Source organism: Paenibacillus cymbidii (genome assembly GCF_004764705.1).
Taxonomy (GTDB): Bacteria; Bacillota; Bacilli; order Paenibacillales; family NBRC-103111; genus Paenibacillus_AN; species Paenibacillus_AN cymbidii.
In genome coordinates this window covers 356,046-378,130 of record NZ_SHLX01000001.1, presented here as the reverse complement: position 1 = coordinate 378,130, position 22,085 = coordinate 356,046, and the positions used below count along the sequence as shown (strand labels likewise).

Genomic DNA, 22,085 nt, shown 5'->3' with positions numbered 1-22,085 from the left:
TTCGAAAGGAGTTATCGCCCCATGTCCACCTCCATGGCCGCTGCCGACACGTTCGTCGACATTCGCCGCCGGCTCCACCGCATTCCCGAGCCCGGCTTCCAGGAGTTCAAAACACAGCGCCTCCTGCTCGACTATATCGCTGCGCTGCCGCAGGACCGGCTGGAAGTGCGCACCTGGCGCACCGGCATCCTCGCGAGCGTCAAAGGAACACAGCCAAGCCGCCGTTTCGGCTACCGCGCCGATATGGACGGCCTGCCGATCGAAGAAAATACGTCGTACCCGTTCCGTTCGGAGCATCCCGGGTACATGCATGCTTGCGGGCACGACATGCATATGGCGATCGGCCTCGGCGTGCTGACCCATTTTGCGCTGCATCCGATTGCCGACGATGTGACGATCATATTCCAGCCGGCCGAAGAAGGGCCCGGCGGCGCGCTGCCGATGCTGGCCAGCGACGAGCTCCGCGAGTGGCTGCCGGACTCGATCGTGGCGCTGCACGTGGCGCCCGAATACCCGGTCGGCACGATCGCCACCCGGCCCGGCATTTTGTTTGCCAACACGTCCGAGCTGTTCATCGACTTGACCGGCACCGGGGGCCATGCGGCTTATCCGCACCGGGCGAACGACATGGTTGTCGCGGCCGCCAATCTCGTCGGGCAGCTGCAGTCGATCGTCGCCCGCAACGTTAATCCGCTCGACGCCGCCGTAGTGACGATCGGCAAAATCGAAGGCGGCACGAAACAAAACATCATCGCCGAAACGGCGCGGCTCGAAGGCACGATCCGCACGTTGTCGGCCGAAACGATGGCGCTGGTCAAGTCGCGCATCGAAGCGCTCGTGGCCGGGCTGGAAACGGCGTATGGCTGCAAGGCGGCGATCGATTACGGCGCCAACTACCGCTGCGTGAACAACGATGCGGCGCTGGCCGCCGCTTTCATGGAACGCGTACGCAGCCAGGGCAGCGCCACGGTGATCGAATGCGGCGAAGCGATGACCGGCGAAGATTTTGGCTACTTTCTGGAGCGCATCCCCGGCTTCATGTTCTGGCTTGGCGTCGATACGCCTTACGGGCTGCATCATGCGAAGATCGAACCGAACGACGCCGCCATCGAACCGGCGATCCGGATCGTTACCGATTATATCGCCTGGCAATCGGGGCAATAGCCGCCCTTTCAGCAAACAAGGTGCCGCCGGGAATCCCCGACGACACCTTGTTTCATTCGTTCAGCTTGCCCAGCATTTTCGTCAGCATCTCCTGCCAGCTTGCGGACAGCGCATCGACTGCCAGCAGCCGGCGAATGCCCGCCGCATCGCCGCGGCCGCGATGGACAATGCCAATCCCGTAAGCGACCGTCACTTCCAGCGGGTGACGTTCGATCAGCTCAACCGAATCGCCCGCCTGCAGGTGTCCCGGCTCGACCACGCGAAAGTAAAAGCCGGAATAGCCGGTGTCCAGCACCATTTCCGGCAAATCCGGCACGCCGTGCTTGTTGCCGAGCTTGAAGCACGGGTAGCGCGGCTGGCTGATCTGCACGACGGCCGTGCCGATCCGGTAAATGTCGCCGATGCATGCCTGCGTTTCGATCAAACCGGCGATCGTCGCATTTTCGCCGAAGGCGGCGTACCCGAGCTTGCGCTGCAGCTCCCGCTCCCAGTACGGATAGTGGTCGAACGGATAAGCGCAGACGGCTTTGTCCGGCCCGCCGTGGTTTTTCAAGTCGGCCTGGCCGTCGCCGTCCAGTTGTTCGGCCCCCAGATACACCGGTCCGGTTGCGGCCGCCTTGTTGATGCCCGTCATCAGCTCGCGGCCCTGGTACGGCACGGCTGCCGGTTTGCCCACATTGATCGAAACGACCGTCGCGCTCATCCGGTTCCCTCCTTCTCCCTTTACAACGAAGCGGCGAAATCCGCCAATCGTTCCATCGCCTGCTCCAGCACCGGCATCGCATAGGCGTACGAGAGGCGAATGTATCCTTCGCCCAGACTGGAGAAGGCATCGCCCGGCACAACGGCGACCCGCTTCTCCTCCAGCAGCCTCATCGTAAACTCCTGCGACGACAAACCGAACCGCCGAATCGACGGAAACACATAAAACGCCCCGTCCGGCTTGACGAATTCGAACCCGGCGGCTCCCAGCCGCTCGCAGACGAAATCGCGCCGCTTCGCGTATTCCCGCTTCATCGGCTCCGCGTCGTCGCTGCCGTTCGTCAGCGCTTCGAGCGCCGCGTATTGGCTGATCGAGCTGGCGCACGTCACATTGTATTGATGCACCTTGACCATATGCCTCGCAATCGCCGCCGGCGCAAAAGCGAAACCGATGCGCCAGCCGGTCATCGAATGCGATTTGGACAACCCGTTGATGACGATCGTTTGCTCGCGCATATTTCCGATCGTTGCGATGGAGCGGTGGGACGCGCCGAATACGAGTTCGCTGTAGATTTCGTCGGAAATGACGAAGATCGGTTTGCCCTCCAGCAGCGCCGCTACCGCCTCCAGTTCCTCCTGCGTCATGACGCAGCCGGTCGGATTGGACGGGTAACACAGGATGACGCAGCGGGTGCGCGGCGTGATATACCGTTCAAGCATTGCCGCGGTCAGCTTGAAGCCGGTCGCGGTCGTATCGGCATACACCGGCGTCATGCCGCACATGCGAATCAGAGGCTCGTATCCCGGGTAAATCGGTCCCGGCAAGATCACTTCCGAACCAACGTCTGCAATCGTACGCAGCGTAATGTCGAGCGCTTCGCTGGCGCCGCAAGTGACGATCGTTTCGTCCGCGGCATTGTAGGCCAAACCGTATTTGTTCCGAACAAAATCGCAAGCCGCCTGCCGGAGCTCCAGCAGCCCCGGATTCGGGGTATACACCGTTCTATGCTGTGCCAGCGCCCGTTGCCCCGCTTCGACGATGTGCGCCGGCGTGGGAAAGTCGGGCTGGCCGATCGTCAGCGTCAGCGCGTCCGGGTAGCCTGCGACAAGGTTGGCGATTTTGCGAATGCCTGAAATTTCGATTTGTCTGACGCTTGCGTTGAGTAAATGCTCCATGGCCCGATTCCGTCCTCGTCCTTATCGATTTCTGATCGCATGCAGCACATGCTCCATATCGGCCGGCAGCGCTGCGCGAAACTCCAAATATTCGTTTGTCCGCGGATGCTGAAAGCCTAGCACTGCCGCATGCAGCGCCTGACCGGCCATTTCCAGATTTCCTTTGCTGCGCCCGTATGCGGGATCGCCGACAATCGGGTGGCCGATAAATTTGAGATGAACGCGGATTTGGTGGGTGCGTCCGGTTTCCAGCTTCAGCTCGAGCAGCGAATAATCGTCCCACCGCTCCAGCATGGCAAAATGAGTCACGGCATGTTTGCTGTTGCGTTCGGTAACGGCGAACAGCTTGCGGTCGTGCACGTCGCGGCCGATCGGCGCGTCGATCGTGCCGTTGTCGTGAGCCAGCTTGCCGTGCGCGAGCGCGATATAGCGGCGCGTCACCGTGTGCGCCTTCAGCTGCGCGGCGAGCGACGCATGGGCGCCGTCGTTTTTGGCCGCCATCAGCAGGCCGGACGTATCTTTATCGATGCGGTGCACGATGCCCGGCCGTTTGACGCCGCCGATGCCGGCAAGATCGCCGCAATGATGCAGCAGCGCGCCGACCAGCGTGCCGGTTCTGTGCCCCGGAGCGGGGTGAACGACCATGCCGCGAGGTTTGTTGACGACAATGACATCGCCGTCCTCGTATATGATATCGAGCGGAATGTTTTCCGGCTCGATCGCAAGCGGCTCCGGCTCCGGCACAACGGCCAACACGTTGTCGCCTTCCTGCACTTTATAACTGGCTTTGACGGGGGCTCCTCCCACCGTCACATCGCCGTTTTTGAGCCATGTCTGAATTTGCGAACGCGAATAGGCTTCTTCGCATTTATCGGCGATCACCTTGTCGATGCGCTGGCCGGCATCCGCCGCGCCGATCGTCCATTCGAGCGGCTCCGCCAGCTCTTCTGTCGCCATGTCCACGGGATCGTCTCTCCTTCTGCCCGGTTTATTCCCTGCCGCCCGAAGTGTCATGCTCGGCAGGCACTGTGGCCGGTTCGGCGGCTGCCGCGGCAGCTGCCTTCTTCTCTTTGGCCCAAACGATAATGGAATCGAGGAAAATGAGCGCGACGCCAATGCTTATGGCCGCGTCTGCGACATTAAAAATGGCAAACGTATAGTCGACCGGGTGGCCGAACCAATCGAAACGAAAGCGGAATTTCAGGAAGTCGACGACTTCGCCGGTCCGCGCCCGATCGAGGAAGTTGCCAAGCGCTCCGCCAAGCACAAGCCCAAGCGCGCTGGAGAGCAGCGCCTGCCGGCGGCCGATCGTTTTGCGCATGTACCAGAGCAGGCCGGATACGACAATAACGGTAATGATGATAAAAAAGATCCGCTGTTCCTGCAAAATGCTGAACGCCGCGCCGCGGTTGCGATGCGACGTAATTTCGAAAAAGCCGCCGATCACCGAGTGGGATTCGCCGATTTCCAAACTGTTCGCGACAAGCCGTTTCGTCACTTGATCGATCGCGATCACAATGAGCGCAATCAGGTAATAAATCATCGAAATTCCTCCTGGCAGCAAACGCATGGGTAAGTGTCGAAAAGAGGCCATACAAACAATTTCCTAAGTAAAGGGCCCTGATCTTGCAAACAATACCGAACAGGGACGCAGCGGCGCATGCGCTGTGCGGTCGACAAGGAAGGGGTTTCGCCATGAACTCGGAACAAACCGCAGCGCTCAGGCAGCTGCTGCTCAGCGAGAAGACGGCTTTGCAAAACCGCATTGAACAAAGCGGTCATTTCGGCTTGCACGATTCGCTTCGCGAATCGTCGGGCGACTTGTCCGCACTCGACAACCACCCCGCCGACAGCGCCACCGAAACGTATGAACGCGGCAAGGACGTTGCCTTGAACGAACAAGCCGAGCATGCGCTGCTGGATGTCGAAGCGGCGCTGTCGCGGCTGGAGCAGGGCGAAGGCTACGGCATCTGTGAAACGTGCGGAACGGAAATCCCGTTCGAACGGCTGCTCGTAGTGCCGGCGACACGGTTCTGCGTTCATCATGTGCCCGATGCCCATGTATCGGAGCGCCGACCGGTCGAAGAATCGTTCCTCGCCCCGCCGTTCGGTCGCACCAGTCTGGACGAGCGTCAGGATCAGAACGGCTTCGATGGCGAAGACGCCTGGCAAATCGTCGAAAGCTGGGGCAGCTCGAACACTCCGGCGATGGCCGAGGATCCGGATATCGACTCCTACAACAATATGCAAATCGAAGCCGACGAGCATGACGGCTACGTCGAGCCGTTCGAAAGCTTCGTCGCCACCGACCTGTACGGCCGCGAGTTCTACATCGTGCGCAACCGGGCGTACGACGATTATATGCATGGAGCGGAAGGCGAACCGCTGCTCGAGCCGAATCCGTCCGAGGAAGACGGAGCGGTTTAATACCGCTTCGTTTCCAGTTGGTACTGCACATGCTCGACCAGGTCGGCAATAAAATCGCCAACGATCGGCAAGTTCAAGGCGCCGAGCGCTTTCAGCAAATAGACGATGACGGACGTAAAAATCGTCAACCCGATGGCGATGCCTACGCCGCGCGCGATGCCGCCGACCATGTTCCGCCAGATCAGCTTGCGCGGATTGGCCAGCAGCTGCACATAATCGGCAATATGCGCCCGTTCCATATTGACGGACAACTCGGCGACCTGCCGCTGAATATCCGCGAGCAGACCATACTCCACTGTCGCAGCTTGCCCCTGCTTCTGCTTCGAACCGCTCATCTGAGATTTCCTCCCGTTCGGCTAAACCGCACCACCTTAAGTTTGGCCGGATGAACGGGTTCTCATACTGCCGTCGCCGCTTGCAAGCTTGGCGGGGGCCCGGAAACTTTGAAGCCTCCCGTCCCCGAAGGACGAGAGGCTTTGCCATGGGCGGGTCGCCCTACACGACTCTTTCCTTGCGATCCGGCTCGTTTCCTTCGAGCGTATCCCAGCTGTCGTTCTTGAGCAGTTCCAGTTGCGCTTCGAGCAGCGTGCGGAACCGCGTGCGATAAATCGACGCCTGTTTTTTCAGCTCGTCGATTTCGAGCGAAATTTTGCCGGTCTTGACTAGCGCCTCGTTCACGATCCGGTCGGCGTTTTTCTCTGCCTCGCGAATAATCAGCTGCGCTTCCTTCTTCGCATTGCCTTTCACTTCGTCAGCCGCTTCCTGGGCCACGATAATCGTCTTGCTGAGCGTTTCTTCGATCGAAGCGAAATGCCCCAGCTTCTCTTGCATCGTTTCCATCTGGTGCTGCATTTCCTTGTTCTCGCGAATCAACGCTTCGTAGTCCTTGATCACCTGATCGAGAAACTCGTTCACTTCATCTTCGTCGTAACCGCGAAAGCCGCGGCGAAATTCTTTGTTATGTATGTCGAGCGGTGTTAAAGCCATTCCGGCACCTCCACAAAAAGTTCGTCTCTCCTCACCGTATGCCCGATGAATTCGACATCGATCCCGGGAATTCCTGCAAACGGCGACAGTTCCGCTCAATATTTGCCGATACGCACGCGCAACCGGTCTTTTTTGGAGACGCCGATCAGTTCCAGCACCTTGAATCGGCCGAAGCCCTGCATCGAGACGATATCGCCTTCGCGCAGCGGCGTACTCGGATCGTCTTCCGCCTTCCAGTTGACCCGACACTTGCCGGCCTTGATCGGCAAAAGCACTTTCGCCCGGCTCAGGCGAAACACATCGCTGGCAATGCCGTCCAGCCGCATGGAAGCGACGGATAACGTCATCTCTTCAAGCGTTTCTGCGGATCGGACGAGCCGGTCCGGCGGGAGGATGTCCGCACTTACCGCAACGCGGTGCACCTGCGTCAGCTGCAAACGAAAAAAATCGGCAATTTCCGCCGCGACGAGTGTATGACAGCCCCCCGCGTCGTGGACATGAATGTCGCCGATCTTCTCCCGTTTCACGCCAAGGCCGAGAATGGCGCCCATGTAGTCGCCGTGTTCGAGCGACGAAATTCTGCTGTCATCCGATGTCACAGCCAACACCTGCACGGCGAAATCTTCCGGCTGCGGATCCCGGTAAGCCGGGGCAATGATCGCCCGCTTCCGCTCCGCTTCGTCGTAACCGCCGAATTGGCGGACGACGACGCTGTCGTCCTTGGCCGCCAGTGTGGCCACGATAAATTGCTGCCTCGGGTCGAGGAAGTCGGTCAGCTTCACGGCATGCTGCTGCCCGGCCCGTTCCATCCACTCCAGCGCTTTATCGACGAACCGATGCTCATCCGGATGAAAATGCGCATAGACGGAAGCTTTCATCGTCAGAACCATCCGGCTACGTATGCGATCACTTCTTTAATCCCGAGGACAACGAAGCGAAGCGCAAACAGCGCAATGATCGGCGAAATATCAAGCATTCCGCCGATCGGCGGTATAATTTTGCGGAAGGGCGTCAAGTACGGCTCCACCACTTTGCCCAGCAGTTCGCCGATAAAGCTTTCGCGCACGTTGGGCAGCCAGGACAACAGGACGTAGGCGATGATCAGCAAGTAGTAAATATATTGCAGCGTGTCGATTAGCGCGAAAACAGCGTCCAAACTTTTCACCTCGATGTGTTGTAATCCGCCTCGTCGTGGAGCAGCTCCGAAATGGTGCCTTGCAGTTCAACCGATTCCGGCGTGCAGATGAAAATGTTCGGCCCGATCTTCGATATCGATCCTCCGAGCGCATATACGGTGCCGCTCAGAAAATCGACGATGCGCATCGCCTGATCGTTCCTGACCCGCTGCAGGTTGACGACGACCGGCCGGCGGGAGCGAAGATGATCGGCGATATCCTGCGTTTCGTCGTAGGAGCGCGGTTCGCACAGGACGACACGAACATTTTTCTGCGAATGGATGCTGACGACATTGCTTCTAGTTTTACGTTGCTCGAACGGATTGGTTTCAGCTTCCTCCGCCGGTTCGCGCCCTTCCGTCGGACGCTCGCGTTCCAATATTTCTTCCTCTTCGTTCAAACCGATAAAGTTCATGAATTTGTTCATCACGCTCATTGTGGTGTTCCTCCTTGGTCTCGTGTGAGTTCTTGTATCTTATTGATGCCCGACCAGAACCGAGCCTAACCGGATCCAGGTCGCGCCTTCTTCGACGGCCACCTCGAAATCGTTCGACATGCCCATCGACAATTCGCTCGCTATGTAAGGCAAAATGTTGCGCGCATTCAGTTCGTCCCGCAGCCGGCGCAGCTCGCGAAAGACGGGTCTTGTCGCTTCGGCTTGCGCTTCGTGGGGGGCCATCGTCATCAAACCGACGACACGAATCCCGGGCTTGTCCGCCAATCGTTCGGCGAAGCGGAACAGCTCGTCCGGCGGCAGGCCGTACTTGCTTTCTTCGCCCGACACGTTGACCTGGACGAACGCATTGACGCAGATGCCAAGCGCTACCGCCTTGCGATTCATTTCGTCCGCCAGCGAATCCCGGTCCAGCGAATGGATGTAAGGGAATTTCCCGATGACATCTTTGACTTTGTTCGTTTGCAAGTGACCGATGAAATGCCAGACGGCGTCGCCGATCGTTTCCCACTTGAGCTTCGCATCCTGCCAGCGATTCTCGCCCAGATGGCGCAAGCCGCTATCGAACGCTTCGCGCGCCGTTCCAATCTCGACATATTTCGTCACGGCCACCAAGTTGACTTCTTCCGGCCGCCGGCCGGCGCGCTGGCAAGCCGCCTCGATTCGCCGATTGACTTCCAGCAGGCGATCCTTGATGGACATTGCGCGGTCTCCCTTCCTTCGCCGGCGCACAGGCGCGGTTCCGGGCCGCAATGCCCGCGCTATCGTTCCCAGCCGATCCAGGCGATCATTCTGCCGGTTCGGCCTTGCTCCTTGCGGTGCGAGAAGAACCGATCGACGTTGCAGCTTGTGCACCATTTGCTTATTTCGATACGATGCGGCAAAATTCCTGCTTTTATCATAATTTGTCGATTGCATTCTTGCAAGTTCAGCTTGTATTTGCCGGATCCGAGCGTTATGAAGGCGGCGCTATCGTCGCTCAAACCGAACGATTCGATCAGCGGCACCATGTTCTCCATCACGGCGTCGTCCACTTCGTAACAGCAGACGCCGACCGACGGCCCGATGGCGGCATACAGATCGCCCGGCACCGAGCCGAACGCGCCTGACATTGCCTGCACCGTCGCTTCCGCGATGCGTTGCATCGTTCCTTTCCAGCCGGCATGGGCAAGCCCAACCGCATGATGCACCGGATCGACAAAATAAAGCGGCACGCAGTCCGCATACATCGCGGCCAAACCCAATCCCCGTTCGTTCGTTGCGAACGCGTCCGTGTCCGCCAGCGCATCCTCGCGCGACACCGTGCCTTTGCCCCGGTCCGCCGAGGTCACGACAGCGACGCTGCGGCCGTGCACCTGTTCGCCGTATACCCAGTCGGCAAACGGAATGCCCGTTTGTTCGGCGACGAGCCTGCGGTTGGCGATGACGACATTCGTTTCGTCATTAACGTGCAGGCCGCAATTCAGCTGCGCGAACGGTTCCGCGCTGAAGCCGCCGCGCCGAGTCGTAAAGCCGGCCGTCAGTTCGGGAAACCGCTGCGGCCAATCGGCAATCGTCAGCGTTTGCGCAGGCCCGCGCTTGTCCGGTCGAAACGGTTCCATTCGGTCCTCTCCCCGCTTCACTATTACATACCCCGTTGTCGCTTAGTTTACCACAGGTCCGGCGGCGGTTCCAATCGGCTTCCGATTCACCGGCGTGCGGCCGTCTACCGCTCCCGATAAGATCGGTTGCCGTTTGCGGCCGCACCATAGTCCTGCTCCTCCTCCGGAGCCCGGTAAACCCGCGCATCGTCCAGCTTCACCAGCACGACGTCCATGCCGATTTTGACGATATTGCGCCACGGTATGACGACATCGGCGCCGCCGCCGGAGAACCAGCCGAACAGCCGCTGCGCGCTCGGCACGACGATCGATTCGATTCTTCCCTGCCGCAGGTCCAGCTCCAGGTCGCTGATTTGCCCCAGCTTTTTGCCGTCCACGATATTGATGACGTCCTTGGATTGGAAATCGGAAATTTTCATGGCTTCCTCCGCCTGGCCATCGAATGGTAAACCCGCATCATCCCTCTCCTAACTATATGTCCGCCCCGGGCAAAATGTCCTCCGATGAGAAAAAGAAAAGGCCCCGGAGCATTCCGGAGCCGCAGCCGATTCCCTCATTACGTTTTGACGTGCTTCTGCATCTGCTGAATCGCCGATTTTTCGAGCCGGGACACCTGGGCTTGCGAAATGCCGATTTCATCGGCCACTTCCATCTGCGTTTTGCCTTCGAAGAAGCGCATCGACAGAATCATTTTCTCCCGATCGTTCAGCTTGCGCATTCCTTCCCGCAGCGCGATGCCTTCGATCCAGGAGATGTCCTTGTTGCGGTCGTCGCTGATCTGGTCCATCACATAGATCGGATCGCCGCCGTCATGGTAGATCGGCTCGAACAGCGACACCGGATCCTGGATCGCGTCAAGCGCGAACACGACGTCTTCCTTCGGCACGCCGAGCACTTCGGAAATTTCATAGATCGTCGGCTCGCGCGAGTTTTTGTTCGTCAGGCTGTCTCTGACCTGCAACGCCCGGTACGCGATGTCGCGCAAGGAGCGCGAGACCCGGATCGGGTTGTTGTCGCGCAAGTAACGGCGTATTTCGCCGATAATCATCGGTACCGCATAAGTGGAAAATTTCACGTTCTGACTGAGATCGAAATTGTCGATCGCTTTCATTAACCCGATACAACCGACTTGAAACAGGTCGTCGACGAACTCCCCGCGATTGTTGAACCGTTGAATGACGCTAAGCACGAGTCTCAAATTGCCGTTGACGAGCTTCTCTCTCGCCGATCGTTCCCCTTTGGTCTGCAGTTCCACGAACAGCTCGCGCATTTCCGCGTTGGTTAGGACAGGCAGTTTTGCGGTATCGACACCACAAATTTCGACTTTGTTCCGGGTCACCGTGAATCCCTCCTGTTACCCTCCATTATCTCCGCGGACCCGGTTTTTATGCGTACCGCTCCCCTGCCGGTTTCGCCTCAAAAACGCGCAAAACGGCTTGTCTCAAGGACAAAGCCGTCTGCCGCGTGCGCAAATTTTTTTTGTGAAACCGCTGTCTAAGGCTCATACCATTTTGTTGAATTCCTTGCGCAGCCGTTTGATGATGCGTTTCTCCAGCCGGGATATGTACGATTGCGAAATGCCGAGCATGTCGGCGACGTCTTTCTGCGTTTTCTCCTGCCCGTCCTGCAGCCCGAATCGGAGCTCCATGATGACGCGCTCGCGATCGGACAGCTTGTCGAGCGCCTTGTGCAGCAGCTTGCGGTCCACTTGCTCCTCGATGTTGCGGTAAATCGTGTCGTTCTCCGTGCCGAGCACATCGGAGAGCAGCAGCTCGTTGCCGTCCCAGTCGATGTTAAGCGGTTCGTCGAACGATACTTCGGTGCGGATTTTGCTGTTGCGGCGCAAATGCATCAAAATTTCGTTTTCGATGCAGCGCGATGCGTAGGTGGCGAGTTTGATTTTTTTGTCCGGATCGAACGTGTTTACCGCCTTGATCAGGCCGATCGCGCCGATCGATACGAGATCCTCGATGTTGATCCCCGTATTCTCGAACTTGCGGGCGATGTACACGACAAGCCGCAAATTGCGTTCGATCAGCACGGCGCGGATGGCGGCGTCGCCGCTTGGCAGCTTCTGCAGCAAATACTCTTCCTCTTCGCGGGTAAGCGGCGGAGGCAGCGCTTCGCTGCCGCCGATATAATGAATCTCATCTCCCTTGACTCCGATCAGCATCAGCAGCCTGTAGTAAGTAAGTTGCATCGATAACCTCCACTTGACCAACATGTCCAGTCCCCCTCCCACCGAAAGTCCCGCATCCCGTGGCGATGTTCGGGCAGGCGAAATTCGTTGATAATTAGGTTTCCATCAGCATAGGATGGATTATGGCTTGATACGAACCGTCGGAGCTAAGCGCGCCGGCGTCGAAACCGATCAGTACGCGATCCGAGGCGATCGTCCGGTCCGCTTGCGTCACGATCACTTCGTCGGGCCGGATGGCCAGCATGAACTGCATCGAACGACCTACGCCGCGATAAGGCACAAGCCTCAGCCGATCTCTCCAGCGGAACGCTTCCGTTTCCGGTGCGCTCAGGATCAGATCGGGCTCCGCCCGGCGAATGAGCGGCAGCCACGACGCCGGCACCCATTCCTTCCACAGCGACGTTTCCATTACCATAACCGGCGTTTTCGTCAGCGGGTCATACAGATGGTTGCCCGTGTCGACCAGCCCGGTGCACGATAGCTTGCAATCGCCGAGCGTGACGCTTACTTGCGCCGTATGGCGGAGCAGCCGCTCGCGTTCCTTGACACTGCGCGCGCTTCTGACGACGGCAAAGAGCACGGCCGCCATTGCGGCCAGCACGAACACGATGCCAACCGGAAGCGAGTAGGCAATCCCTCCGGAATGGGTAAGCCAAATGCCGTTCATGATCCCGCCTGACGAAAAGAAAGCATGCAGCCCGTAGATGCCGCCGGCGGCAACAAAGCCGATCAAATAAAACGAACCCAGGTTTCGCCAAAATGTTTTGCGCCCGCCGTAACCGAATGCCGTCAGCAGCATGAGCGCCGAAAAGGCAAACTTGAACACGAACGTTTGCATGCCGGACAAAGCGGGGAGAAGCAGCATAACGACGTAGGCGCCACCGATTGCGGCTGCCGCGCATAACCGCCACAGGCGGAAGCGAATGCGGCGAATGCGGGCTGTCGCGTAAAGCAAAGCCCCGTCAATCAGCACATTGACGAGGAACAGCAGATCGACATAGACGATCACATCCTCGTCCTCCCGCAGCCGGATGAACCCAGTATAGCGGTTTCGATTTTCGATGTCTGTCAAACCGAGTCGCCGCCGGCGTTGTTTTTTTGTCGAATCGGCCGCTGTTGGCGCACATGGGATAAGCCTCTTTCTTTCCCGGCAAATAAAAGCCCTGCCAAAGCACATGACGCGTGCCTTCGCAGGGCTGATTCTTGTTCTTCATTCAGTTCACATGAGCGAGCAGCCCATCGTAATCGTCCGCCTGCAGCGAATACGCCGTTTGCGACTCCTTCAGCAAGCCGGTCAATTCCGCGGTGGAGCGTCCTTCGAACACGCGATTCAGGCTGGCCTTGACGAGTTCGGCTTTGCCTTCGTCTTTCAGCTGCTGCATGATTTCGAAATCGCGGATGCCCCGCTGCAGCCATTTGTACCGCAGCGACAGGAGCGGCTTGCCCGTTCGGCCCGGGTAGACGAAGTTCGTGTCGCCCGCTTTCCAATGGGGGCTGCGGTAGCTCACCGTGCGCAGCGGGTCGTCCGGCCAGACGGTGTAGTTCCAGCGGAGAAAGCCGTCGAAGCCGAGCCGTTCGGCCAGCCAGGCGATCAGCCGGCTCTCCAGCGCCGGCGAGTCGATGAACGTATTCGGCCGATCGGGATGACAGCAGACGTAGTACAGCAGCTTGCCGGCGATCGTCGGCCGCAGTTCCTCAAGGCGCTCGTGCTCGGACGCTGCGCCGGTGAGAATCGGCACATAGTCGTACATGCCTTCGACCTGTTCGCGAATAAACTCGACGTGGTTGATCGCGACCTTGTATTTGAACTTTGGCGCCATATCGCGCAGCGCTTCCAGCCGGCGGGCGAACAGCACCGTGTCGCTCGGCTCGTCGGCGATGATGCGGACGCGGTCGATCCAGCCGCGCTCGACAAAGTGTCGCTCCAGCGCCGAAACGTAGGCCGTCAGGTCTTCCTGGCTGCGGATGAATTTATAAGCCGCGTCCGCTTCGTCGTAATAGCGCACCCGTACGCCGTCCGGCGAACCTTCCACGATGGCGCCGTAGCCGGCGACAGGGTCTTGCCAAATGTTCAGCAAGCCGAACACTTCGATTTCCTCGCGAATGCCGTGTTTCTCCGCCAGCTCGATATAGCGGTCGAGCGCGTCAAAATCGTAAGCGAACCCGCCCTCCTTCGATTTGACGACGCCGACGATGCTGTATTCGAACAAGTCGGACGGCTCGCGGTCGCGGTGTGTAAATTGCCCCGACCAAGGACATTCCGAAACGATGACGGTCGCCGCTTTTTGCCCGAGCTGTCCAAGGCTCGCCAAATAAGCATCGAGGATTCGGAAATGCTCGTCCGTCCACAACGCGACATCGTATTTGCGCGCAATGTTCGAGCTGTGCTGCCACAAGTCGAGGTAGAAGCGGTAGTCGCCCGGTTCGGGCAGCGTATGGTGCTTCACTTCGAGCGCAAACGTCAACACCTTCAGCAGTGTTTCGTCCTCGAACAACGTATGCGCATACACACGAACCGTGCCCGTATAACGTCCCGGCGCCGCGTTTGCCGCTGCGGTGAATTCCACCCACACCGGCTGCACCATACGCTCCGGCACATATAACGCCGTTTGGTCGAGCAGCAGATCCGCCTTTTCCCTGCCATCGTCGTCTTTCGTGAAACCAACAAGGTTGATCTGCAGCGTCAGCCCTGGGAGCGACTCGTTCAACTTCGCTTCGACGCGCACCATGTTCGCCGGCCCTTTTTTCCATAACTGCGGGTCTTGCCCTGTCGACAGCACAAACTCCGTTCGATCGCTCAGCACGATCTGGAAAGCCGCACTGTCCCTGCGGCAGGCGGCCAGTTCCAGATGGCTGACGCGGGCCGCCTCTTCTCCTTCCGTCCAGGAGTTATTGCCGCGTATTGCCTTGTAGCTCATTGCCTGCAAGCCGATATTCATTGGTTTCAAGCACCTCCGCGATTGGTTCGCCGGGCCCTGTGCAAAGCCCGGTGCGCCGTTTGCTTCCCTATGCTACAATGGGTCGCAAGGGCTTATTCCTTTTCACTATACGATGTGCCGCACCGGAAGGAAATGAACGATATGGCCACCTTCATGGATTATACAATCAGTCCGCTGCCGCTGCGCATCGTCGATTTGCTGGCCGACGAATCGCAGCTTCGCGTTCGCAGCCTGCGCGTCACGCAGGTCGGCCATTTGCCTGGACGCACGCTGCAGCGCGAACGAATTGCCTTCGGCCATTGGGCGGTGCTCTATATCGTCGGTGGCGAAGGCGGCTACCGCGTCGACGACGGCGGCTTGCAGCCGGTCGGCTCCGGCGATCTGATGACGATGCGGCCGGGCGCTCACTTTTCGTTCGGGCCGACGCCCGGACGGTATTGGGACGAATATTACATCAGCTTCGCGGGCGAACGAATCGAGGAATGGCTGGCGGCGGGACTGCTGCAGCCGGATATCGTGCGCCGCGTGGGTGTTGACGACACGTGGGTGCAGCGCATCGAACGCATGATGAAGCTGCTCGAGAACGGCATCCCGGCAGACGCCGACCGGGCGGCGCTGGCGTTCGAGTCGCTGCTGTATGAGTTTGCGCAAGCCGGCGACGGCGGGGCCGAAGGGGCGCGGAACGGGTTGTTTCACAAGCTGTACGAGATGCTTGCCGGCGATTTGTACCGCGAGCATGACGCGGCGGCGGTGGCGGCGTTGTTTCATATCTCCGAATCGACGCTGCGGAGGCTGGTGAAGAAGACGACCGGCTATTCGTTCGGCGAGTACGTGCACCGGCTGAAGATGGCGGAAGCGAAGAAGCTGCTGCTGAACACCGAGATGAAAAGCAAAGAAATCGCCGGCCTGCTCGGCTACAGCGACGAGTTTTATTTCTCGCGCACATTCAAGCGCATCGCCGGCATGGCGCCGGGCCGGCTGCGCAGCGAATACGAGCCCGGCCGCGCCCCGGGGGCGGAATTCACGTGATCGCTGGCTGCCAACTCCCTCGTTGCAAAACACACGCGCGAAAAGTGGGAATTGTTGTACTATGTACAACAATAAGCCTGCCAATCACGATGAACCAGTGAATTGTTGTATTTCTTGCAACATTTTGCGCACCACTCCCGCCAAAACAGCGTTTTAGTGAAAAAATTGTTGCAGAAAATACAACAAGTAAGAATTTCAGCCCATTTATCATTCAAATTGTTGTAGAAAATGCAACAATTTGCGATAAGGATCTGGTCGGCTCATGTTCGTCCTATAGCAGCTTGTGCAAACCTTCCGTCGGCTCGTAATAACACATATAAGCCCCCTGCTTTCCACTCGCGACCCCGCGCATCATGCCTTTTTCGACCAAACTTTGCAGCCATTTGCGCGCCGTACGAAAATTGACGGCATAATGCTCGGCGATATCTTTTGGCCGAACCGGTTTCCCCCATTGCCAAGCCAACCGCAGTACATCTTTTTCCGTCGGTGAAACCGTCAAGCCGGACGGTTGGCGCATCAACGTCGGTCCAATCGCCAGTTGCTGCAGCATACGGCACACTTCCGGACGATGCTGAATATCGTCGAATGAAAAATGAAGCATTTTCCATCCGAGCCCGGTCAAGAACGTATCCCGATTGAGCGCATAGCTGAATGATTCTCTGTCCATATCTTTCACGTGACTTTGAAATCCGTCGCATTCAATCCCGAAACGATCGCCCGTTAAAGGGAGGGGGATAAACACATAGTCGATAAACTGCGATTTGCGATTCCAATCATAGATTTCGTACTCCGGGTGCAAGTTGTCCAACGTACCGCATAACGGCCACCAGACTTGCTGCGCAAACAACGTTTCGGCGTAGCGATTCCCCCGCAGCAGCCTTCCTCTCCGCTCACCCGATCGCGCCGCCACATGCCGCTCCATAAATTGTTGATAAGCTTGTTGAAACTCCATATATGCTCCCACCCCTCCGTTCATTTGTTTGAAACGTTGTCGGTCTGCAACTTCTCGCTGCTTCCGACTCTTCCCCTCCAAAACGCAAAAACGCCCCAATGCCCCAAGGGGCAACAGGACGTTCTTCGTCTGAAGGCATCGCCAACGCGCTGAAATCAGTCATTGTTGTTGTTCTTGCGATTGCGCAGAAATGCAGGAATGTCGAGATGATCGCTGCCGGAAGACGGCATGTTCTGAGGAGCGTTGCCGGTGTTGCCGCCGCTGAACGGGCGCAAGTTCGGCACTCGCGGCTCCTGCGGCTCCGGATGATGCGACGTCGGCTGCGTTCTGCGGATCGGCGGCGCCTGCACCAGCGGACGGTGCTCGAAACCGGTGGCGATAACCGTCACTTTGATTTCTTCTTTCAGCGACTCGTCGATAATGGCGCCGAAAATGACTTCCACTTCCGGGTCGGAGGCCGCAGTGACGATTTCCGCCGCTTCGTTGACTTCGTACAAGCTGAGGTTGACTCCGCCGGTAATGTTCATGATGACGCCGCGCGCCCCATCGATCGACGTTTCCAGCAGCGGGCTCTGGATCGCCTTGCGCGCCGCTTCGGCCGCACGATTCTCGCCGGTGCCCGTACCGATGCCCATCAGCGCGGATCCGCGCTGGGACATGATCGTTTTGATGTCGGCGAAGTCGAGGTTAATCAACCCCGGCACCATAATCAAGTCGGAAATGCCTTGCACCCCTTGGCGCAGCACGTTGTCCGCTTCGCGGAACGCTTCCACCATCGGCGTCTTTTTGTCGACGATTTCGAGCAAGCGGTCATTCGGGATCACGATGAGCGTATCGACTTTTTCTTTAAGCGCCGCAATGCCCTGCTCGGCTTGCGCGGCCCGCTTGCGCCCTTCGAACGTGAACGGGCGAGTGACGACGCCAACCGTCAGCGCTCCGCATTCTTTGGCAATCTCGGCGATGACCGGCGCGGCTCCCGTGCCGGTGCCGCCGCCCATGCCCGCCGTAACGAACACGAGATCGGCCCCTTTGATATGCTGAATGATCGCTTCGCGCGATTCTTCCGCCGCCTTCTTGCCCACTTCCGGATTGGCGCCCGCCCCGAGACCGCGGGTCAGCTTTTCCCCGATCTTGAGCTTCGTTTCCGATTTGGCCAAATTGAGCGCCTGCGCATCCGTATTGACCGTCATGAAATCGACGCCCAGAATGCCGTTGGCGATCATTCGATTCACGGCATTGCTGCCGCCGCCGCCGACACCGATTACTTTTATCGTTGCCAACTGGTCTGTGTCCAGATCAAATTCCATCATCGACTGTAATCCCCCTCGCACCTGTGCGCGTTAAATGAATTCGCTGAAAAAGTTTTTCACTTTTTCGAACCAGCCCGTTTTCTCCGCGGCTACTGCCGCCGTTTGCTTGACTGCCGCTTGCTTGGGGCGGGCGTTCGTAACGCGACCGCGAAGCGACTTGGAAACGAACTGGATAATGCCGACGCCGCCGACGAACGACGGGTCTCTGACGCCGATATAATCAGGTGTCGCGGTGCGAACCGACACGCCTAGCTCAAGCTGGGCAATCGTCAGCATGCCGGGCAGCGACATGGAACCGCCGGCAAGCACGTAGCCGCCCGGAGCGTCGCCATAGCCCATCCGGTACACTTCCGCGCGCACAAGCTGAAAAATTTCCTGCACCCGAGGCTCGATAATGTTGGCCAAATCGACCTGGGAAAATTGCTTCTCCACGTTGCTGCCGATGCGCGGCACGCGGAACTGCTGCTCTTCCGCCGCATCCTCGATGACCGCGCAGCCGTACTTGAGCTTCACTTTCTCCGCGTTGTCCGACTGCGTATGCAGCCCGTACGCGATGTCGCTGGTGATAAAATCGCCGCCGATCGGCAGCGTGGAAGTCGCCGCGATCGTACCGTTCTCGAAGACGGAAATCGTCGTTGCGCCGGCGCCGATGTCGACCAGAATCGTGCCGATCGACTTCTCGTCCTTGGAGAGCGCCATATGACCGGATGCCAGCGACATAAGCACAAGATCGGCGCAACGCAAACCGGCCTTGTCCACCACGCGGCGCAAATTATGTATCCCCGTCTTCGCCCCAGTGATGATGATCGCTTCCACTTCCAGCCTGACGCCGATCATGCCCCGCGGATCGTGAATGCCTTCCAGCCCGTCCACCACATATTGCTTCGGCACAACGTCGATAATTTCCCGTTCCGGCGGAAGTGCGATCACTTTGGCCGCCTGCAGCACGCGCACGATGTCGTCTTCCCCGATTTCCCTGTCTTCGTTCGATACCGCAACAACGCCATGGCTGGATTGCAAGGAAATGTGATTGCCCGAGATGCCGACGTAAACATCGGAAATTTGAATGCCGACCATGCGTTCCGCATGATCGATCGCACTGCGGATGGACTGCACCGTCTGGTCGATATCGACGATGGAGCCTTTGCGAATCCCTTCGGAATCGGCCGAACCGACGCCGATTATATTAATGGTACCACCTGACAGTTCGCCGATAATCGCACGAACCTTGGACGTACCGATGTCGAGACTAACTATGGTGTCACTACTGCTCAACCGATGGCACCCCCTGCAACTTAATCGCTTATTGAAACCGTATGCGTTCAAAAAGAAACGGTCGACGGCGCCATGATCCGTTCCGCTGCCGTTTCGCTGTGCGTTCCGTAGGCCGCCCATCGCGGCTGTTGTACTTATTCCACATGCGGGCGGTTTTCCCTCTTTTTTTTCATCATATTTTCATATAGAAAAATATGCCACGATCCGCAAGATAACATAACAAACATTTTAACATTTCTTTCTACTTTTGAGTAGTCTCTTTTGACCTATCCATGACTTATCCGTGGCGATGCAGCCTTTCATCCGATGGCGTTCGGCTTGCCTCCGGGCGTCGGCGTAGGCGTCGCTTTAGTGCCTGAAGTCGGGGTCGACGTCGGCTTCTTCGTCGGGGTTGGCGCCTTGTTCTGGCTTGTCTTCGACGACTGGCCGGCCGTCGATTTCGGCGACGTTCCGGCGCCTGCGCCCGACTTGGCCGCTTCGCCGTCCTGCGTATCCGTCCCGGCGCTCAACTCCGTCGCAAAATCGCCGGCACGCGTCTGCTCCATCATGCGAATGACGCCTTCGTTCGTATCCTTCTCTTTCATCTGATTCACGATGACGCCGAGGTACGGAATCCGGTCGGGCAGCCAGCCGATCGTGGTGATCACTTCGAAGTGCGAGCGGGTGAACATCCGGATCTTGTCCTCGTAAGCGGCGCTCGGCTCCGGTTTGATTTCGGAAATGTCCGACAGCAGCGCCGGAGCGATCGTTGCCAGCGTCCGACACAGCTTCAGCTTGAGCGGGTCGTCGTCCCGCCAGCCGGTCAAGATCGGCCGGTCGAGCGGCACGCTGCGCCCGTCTGCCGGCACGACGCTGCCGTCCGCCAGCACGATGCTGTTGCTGCCGTCGTCGCCGAGCTGGAAGGCGACGCGTTTGTACTCTTCGACGGCAATCGTGATTTGACCGGGAAAATGTTTGCTCACCTTGACCGTATCGACAATGCCGAGTTCTTTGATGCGTGCGGCCGCCTTGCCGGGATCGACGCCAAAAAACTGGTCGCCGGCAGCGATGCCGGAAGCTTGTCCGATCCGTTCGGCCGGCATCAAGTCATTGCCGACGATGCGGATTTCGTTTACTTTGCTAAGGGAAGAACGGAAAAAGACGACGGCCAGCACAACGAGAAAAAAAACGACGAGCAATGCGATAATTTTGCGGCTTACCCGTCTCTTCTTCTCCGGTGTCGGTTCGGGAGCCAAAACCGGCATCTGCATATCCGCGGACAAATAAACACCTTCTTCGCAATCGGTATGTATACGCGAGAACCCTTCCCGGACGGGAAGGGACGCGTGGATTACGGCTTTCGTTACCTCTTTCACAACGTTACCGCTCTGGCGCCGTTAAACGCATGACGTTCGACTTTGGCGCCCAGCCGGGCCAGCATCGTTTCTATTCTATCATACCCTCTGTCAATATGATGAATCTGCTCGACCACCGTCGTGCCGCGCGCCGCCAAACCGGCAATGACCAGCGCCGCTCCTGCCCGGAGGTCGGTCGCTTCCACCGTCGCTCCATACAGTCTCGGCACGCCGCGTATAAAGGCGGAGCTGAGATCGACGCGAATGTCGGCGCCCATGCGCACCAATTCGTCGACGTGCTTGAACCGGCCTTCGAACACGGTTTCTTTCATTATACTAAATCCGTCCGCGAGCGATAAGAGCACCATGACCTGCGCCTGAAGGTCGGTCGGGAACGCCGGGTGCGGCGAGGTGACGACTCGTTCCACCGGTTTCGGCCGCCCGTGGCAGCTGACGTGAATGACGTCTCCGTCCACTACAACTTGCACGCCGGCGCGCCGCAGCACATGGATGACGGAGGTCAGATGGGCCGGACACACGCGCTCCAGCGTTACATTCCCGCGCGTCGCCGCCGCCGCCACCATAAAGGTGCCGGTGACGATCCGGTCGGGGATGATCCGGTACGTGCAGGGAGCAAGCTCGGCTACGCCTTCGATCGTGATCGTATCGGTGCCGGCGCCATAGATGCGGGCGCCCATGGCGCACAGGAAATGCTGCAGATCCTGAATTTCCGGCTCGCGCGCGGCATTGTGGATCGTTGTCGAGCCTTCCGCCTTGACGGCGGCCATCATAATGTTTTCCGTGGCGCCAACGCTCGGAAAATCGAGATAAATGTCGGCCCCGGTCAGCTTCTCCGCGCGGCAGGCGAGCATATTGCCCGATTCCTCAAACTTCGCGCCAAGCGCTTCAAGCCCGAGCAAGTGCAAATTGATTCTGCGTTCGCCGATCGCGCAGCCCCCCGGCTGGTAGATGTGGGCGCTGCCGCATCGCGCCAGCAGCGGCCCCATCAGAAAAATCGACGAACGCATCTGGGTCATCAGTTCTTCCGGAATGTGCGAGGAAAACAGGCTCGTCGTATTCACCGTCACGGTCTCGCCCCGGTGCTCGGCCGTACAGCCGAGCGCGCGCAATATGTGGAGCATGACCTGAATGTCGAGCAGGTCGGGTACGTTGTGAATGACATGAGTGCCTTTCGCCAGCACGCTGGCGGCGAGGATCGGCAAGGCTGCGTTTTTTGCGCCGTGGATGCGAATGGTTCCCGAGAGTGGTTTCCCGCCTTCGATCACCAACTTCTCCAAACTTCCACCTCAATTCTGAACATCCGTCAAGTTGTCTCCATGCCGCTTTCCGCGGGAAAACC

The 22,085-nt window shown here is 58.6% G+C and carries 24 protein-coding genes; 3 read left to right on the top strand and 21 right to left on the bottom strand.

The features are described from left to right. The first annotated feature begins 33 nt into the window (after window positions 1–33). A complete protein-coding gene (locus EXY20_RS01580) occupies window positions 34–1,164 on the top strand; it encodes an N-acetyldiaminopimelate deacetylase (protein ID WP_135547664.1) in 1,131 nt (376 codons plus the stop codon). A 52-nt stretch (window positions 1,165–1,216) separates the two neighbouring features. Here EXY20_RS01580 and EXY20_RS01575 read toward each other — a convergent pair whose 3' ends face one another. Genes EXY20_RS01575 through lspA form a run of 4 tightly spaced genes read right to left on the bottom strand, consistent with a single transcriptional unit; the run spans window position 1,217 to window position 4,585 of the window. Then, a complete protein-coding gene (locus tag EXY20_RS01575) occupies window positions 1,217–1,867 on the bottom strand; it encodes an MOSC domain-containing protein (RefSeq protein ID WP_135546912.1) in 651 nt (216 codons plus the stop codon). 20 nt (window positions 1,868–1,887) lie between these two features. After that, complete coding sequence (locus tag EXY20_RS01570) at window positions 1,888–3,042, bottom strand: aminotransferase A (RefSeq protein WP_135546909.1); 1,155 nt, start codon at window positions 3,040–3,042, stop codon at window positions 1,888–1,890. 21 nt (window positions 3,043–3,063) lie between these two features. Continuing rightward, on the bottom strand, window positions 3,064–3,999 hold the full coding sequence (locus EXY20_RS01565; protein WP_135547662.1) for an RluA family pseudouridine synthase: 936 nt from the start codon (window positions 3,997–3,999) through the stop codon (window positions 3,064–3,066). Between the two features lie 31 nt (window positions 4,000–4,030). Next, window positions 4,031–4,585, bottom strand: a complete 555-nt coding sequence (gene lspA, locus EXY20_RS01560; RefSeq protein ID WP_135546906.1) for a signal peptidase II — start codon at window positions 4,583–4,585, stop codon at window positions 4,031–4,033. Window positions 4,586–4,737: 152 nt separating this feature from the next. Between lspA and EXY20_RS01555 the strand changes: the two genes are divergently transcribed. Then, window positions 4,738–5,469 (top strand): TraR/DksA C4-type zinc finger protein, encoded by a 732-nt coding sequence (locus tag EXY20_RS01555; protein WP_135546904.1) that lies wholly within the window; start codon window positions 4,738–4,740, stop codon window positions 5,467–5,469. Here the strand turns inward: EXY20_RS01555 and EXY20_RS01550 are convergent. The 12 genes from EXY20_RS01550 to EXY20_RS01495 all read right to left on the bottom strand — a co-directional run bounded on the left by EXY20_RS01550 (window position 5,466) and on the right by EXY20_RS01495 (window position 14,825). Continuing rightward, window positions 5,466–5,804 (bottom strand): DUF5665 domain-containing protein, encoded by a 339-nt coding sequence (locus EXY20_RS01550; protein ID WP_235885306.1) that lies wholly within the window; start codon window positions 5,802–5,804, stop codon window positions 5,466–5,468. The genes EXY20_RS01555 and EXY20_RS01550 overlap by 4 nt on opposite strands. Before the next feature lie 160 nt (window positions 5,805–5,964). After that, window positions 5,965–6,456, bottom strand: a complete 492-nt coding sequence (locus EXY20_RS01545; RefSeq protein WP_135546902.1) for a DivIVA domain-containing protein — start codon at window positions 6,454–6,456, stop codon at window positions 5,965–5,967. A gap of 95 nt (window positions 6,457–6,551) precedes the next feature. Beyond that, a complete protein-coding gene (locus EXY20_RS01540; RefSeq protein WP_135546900.1) occupies window positions 6,552–7,334 on the bottom strand; it encodes a YlmH family RNA-binding protein in 783 nt (260 codons plus the stop codon). Between the two features lie 2 nt (window positions 7,335–7,336). Then, complete coding sequence (locus EXY20_RS01535) at window positions 7,337–7,612, bottom strand: YggT family protein (RefSeq protein ID WP_135546898.1); 276 nt, start codon at window positions 7,610–7,612, stop codon at window positions 7,337–7,339. Between the two features lie 5 nt (window positions 7,613–7,617). Next, entirely contained in the window at window positions 7,618–8,067 is a 450-nt protein-coding gene (locus EXY20_RS01530) for a cell division protein SepF (protein ID WP_135546896.1), read from the bottom strand. Window positions 8,068–8,106: 39 nt separating this feature from the next. Beyond that, on the bottom strand, window positions 8,107–8,787 hold the full coding sequence (locus tag EXY20_RS01525) for a YggS family pyridoxal phosphate-dependent enzyme (RefSeq protein WP_135546894.1): 681 nt from the start codon (window positions 8,785–8,787) through the stop codon (window positions 8,107–8,109). Window positions 8,788–8,846: 59 nt separating this feature from the next. Next, window positions 8,847–9,686, bottom strand: a complete 840-nt coding sequence (gene pgeF, locus EXY20_RS01520) for a peptidoglycan editing factor PgeF (RefSeq protein WP_135546892.1) — start codon at window positions 9,684–9,686, stop codon at window positions 8,847–8,849. Window positions 9,687–9,790: 104 nt separating this feature from the next. Continuing rightward, window positions 9,791–10,105, bottom strand: coding sequence for a YlmC/YmxH family sporulation protein (locus EXY20_RS01515; RefSeq protein WP_135546890.1), 315 nt, complete (start codon window positions 10,103–10,105; stop codon window positions 9,791–9,793). A gap of 137 nt (window positions 10,106–10,242) precedes the next feature. Next, window positions 10,243–11,025: an RNA polymerase sporulation sigma factor SigG gene (sigG, locus tag EXY20_RS01510; protein WP_135546888.1), complete on the bottom strand. Its 783-nt coding sequence runs from the start codon at window positions 11,023–11,025 to the stop codon at window positions 10,243–10,245. 162 nt (window positions 11,026–11,187) lie between these two features. After that, window positions 11,188–11,910, bottom strand: a complete 723-nt coding sequence (sigE, locus tag EXY20_RS01505; protein ID WP_135546886.1) for an RNA polymerase sporulation sigma factor SigE — start codon at window positions 11,908–11,910, stop codon at window positions 11,188–11,190. A gap of 70 nt (window positions 11,911–11,980) precedes the next feature. Further along, window positions 11,981–12,958: a sigma-E processing peptidase SpoIIGA gene (gene spoIIGA, locus EXY20_RS01500; RefSeq protein ID WP_235885305.1), complete on the bottom strand. Its 978-nt coding sequence runs from the start codon at window positions 12,956–12,958 to the stop codon at window positions 11,981–11,983. Window positions 12,959–13,100: 142 nt separating this feature from the next. Then, window positions 13,101–14,825 (bottom strand): DUF4091 domain-containing protein, encoded by a 1,725-nt coding sequence (locus tag EXY20_RS01495; RefSeq protein WP_135546884.1) that lies wholly within the window; start codon window positions 14,823–14,825, stop codon window positions 13,101–13,103. 141 nt (window positions 14,826–14,966) lie between these two features. Here EXY20_RS01495 and EXY20_RS01490 point away from each other — a divergent pair, with 141 nt between their 5' ends. Further along, a complete protein-coding gene (locus EXY20_RS01490; RefSeq protein ID WP_167858930.1) occupies window positions 14,967–15,854 on the top strand; it encodes a helix-turn-helix transcriptional regulator in 888 nt (295 codons plus the stop codon). 271 nt (window positions 15,855–16,125) lie between these two features. Here EXY20_RS01490 and EXY20_RS01485 read toward each other — a convergent pair whose 3' ends face one another. From EXY20_RS01485 to murA, 5 genes are all read right to left on the bottom strand, one after another. Beyond that, on the bottom strand, window positions 16,126–16,806 hold the full coding sequence (locus EXY20_RS01485; RefSeq protein WP_135546880.1) for a PDDEXK family nuclease: 681 nt from the start codon (window positions 16,804–16,806) through the stop codon (window positions 16,126–16,128). 155 nt (window positions 16,807–16,961) lie between these two features. Beyond that, on the bottom strand, window positions 16,962–18,116 hold the full coding sequence (ftsZ, locus tag EXY20_RS01480) for a cell division protein FtsZ (protein WP_135546877.1): 1,155 nt from the start codon (window positions 18,114–18,116) through the stop codon (window positions 16,962–16,964). Between the two features lie 30 nt (window positions 18,117–18,146). Beyond that, entirely contained in the window at window positions 18,147–19,391 is a 1,245-nt protein-coding gene (gene ftsA, locus EXY20_RS01475; RefSeq protein ID WP_135546875.1) for a cell division protein FtsA, read from the bottom strand. A 299-nt stretch (window positions 19,392–19,690) separates the two neighbouring features. Then, a complete protein-coding gene (locus tag EXY20_RS01470) occupies window positions 19,691–20,653 on the bottom strand; it encodes a cell division protein FtsQ/DivIB (protein WP_135546873.1) in 963 nt (320 codons plus the stop codon). 89 nt (window positions 20,654–20,742) lie between these two features. Next, a complete protein-coding gene (gene murA / locus EXY20_RS01465; protein WP_135546871.1) occupies window positions 20,743–22,023 on the bottom strand; it encodes a UDP-N-acetylglucosamine 1-carboxyvinyltransferase in 1,281 nt (426 codons plus the stop codon). Window positions 22,024–22,085 lie beyond the last annotated feature (62 nt).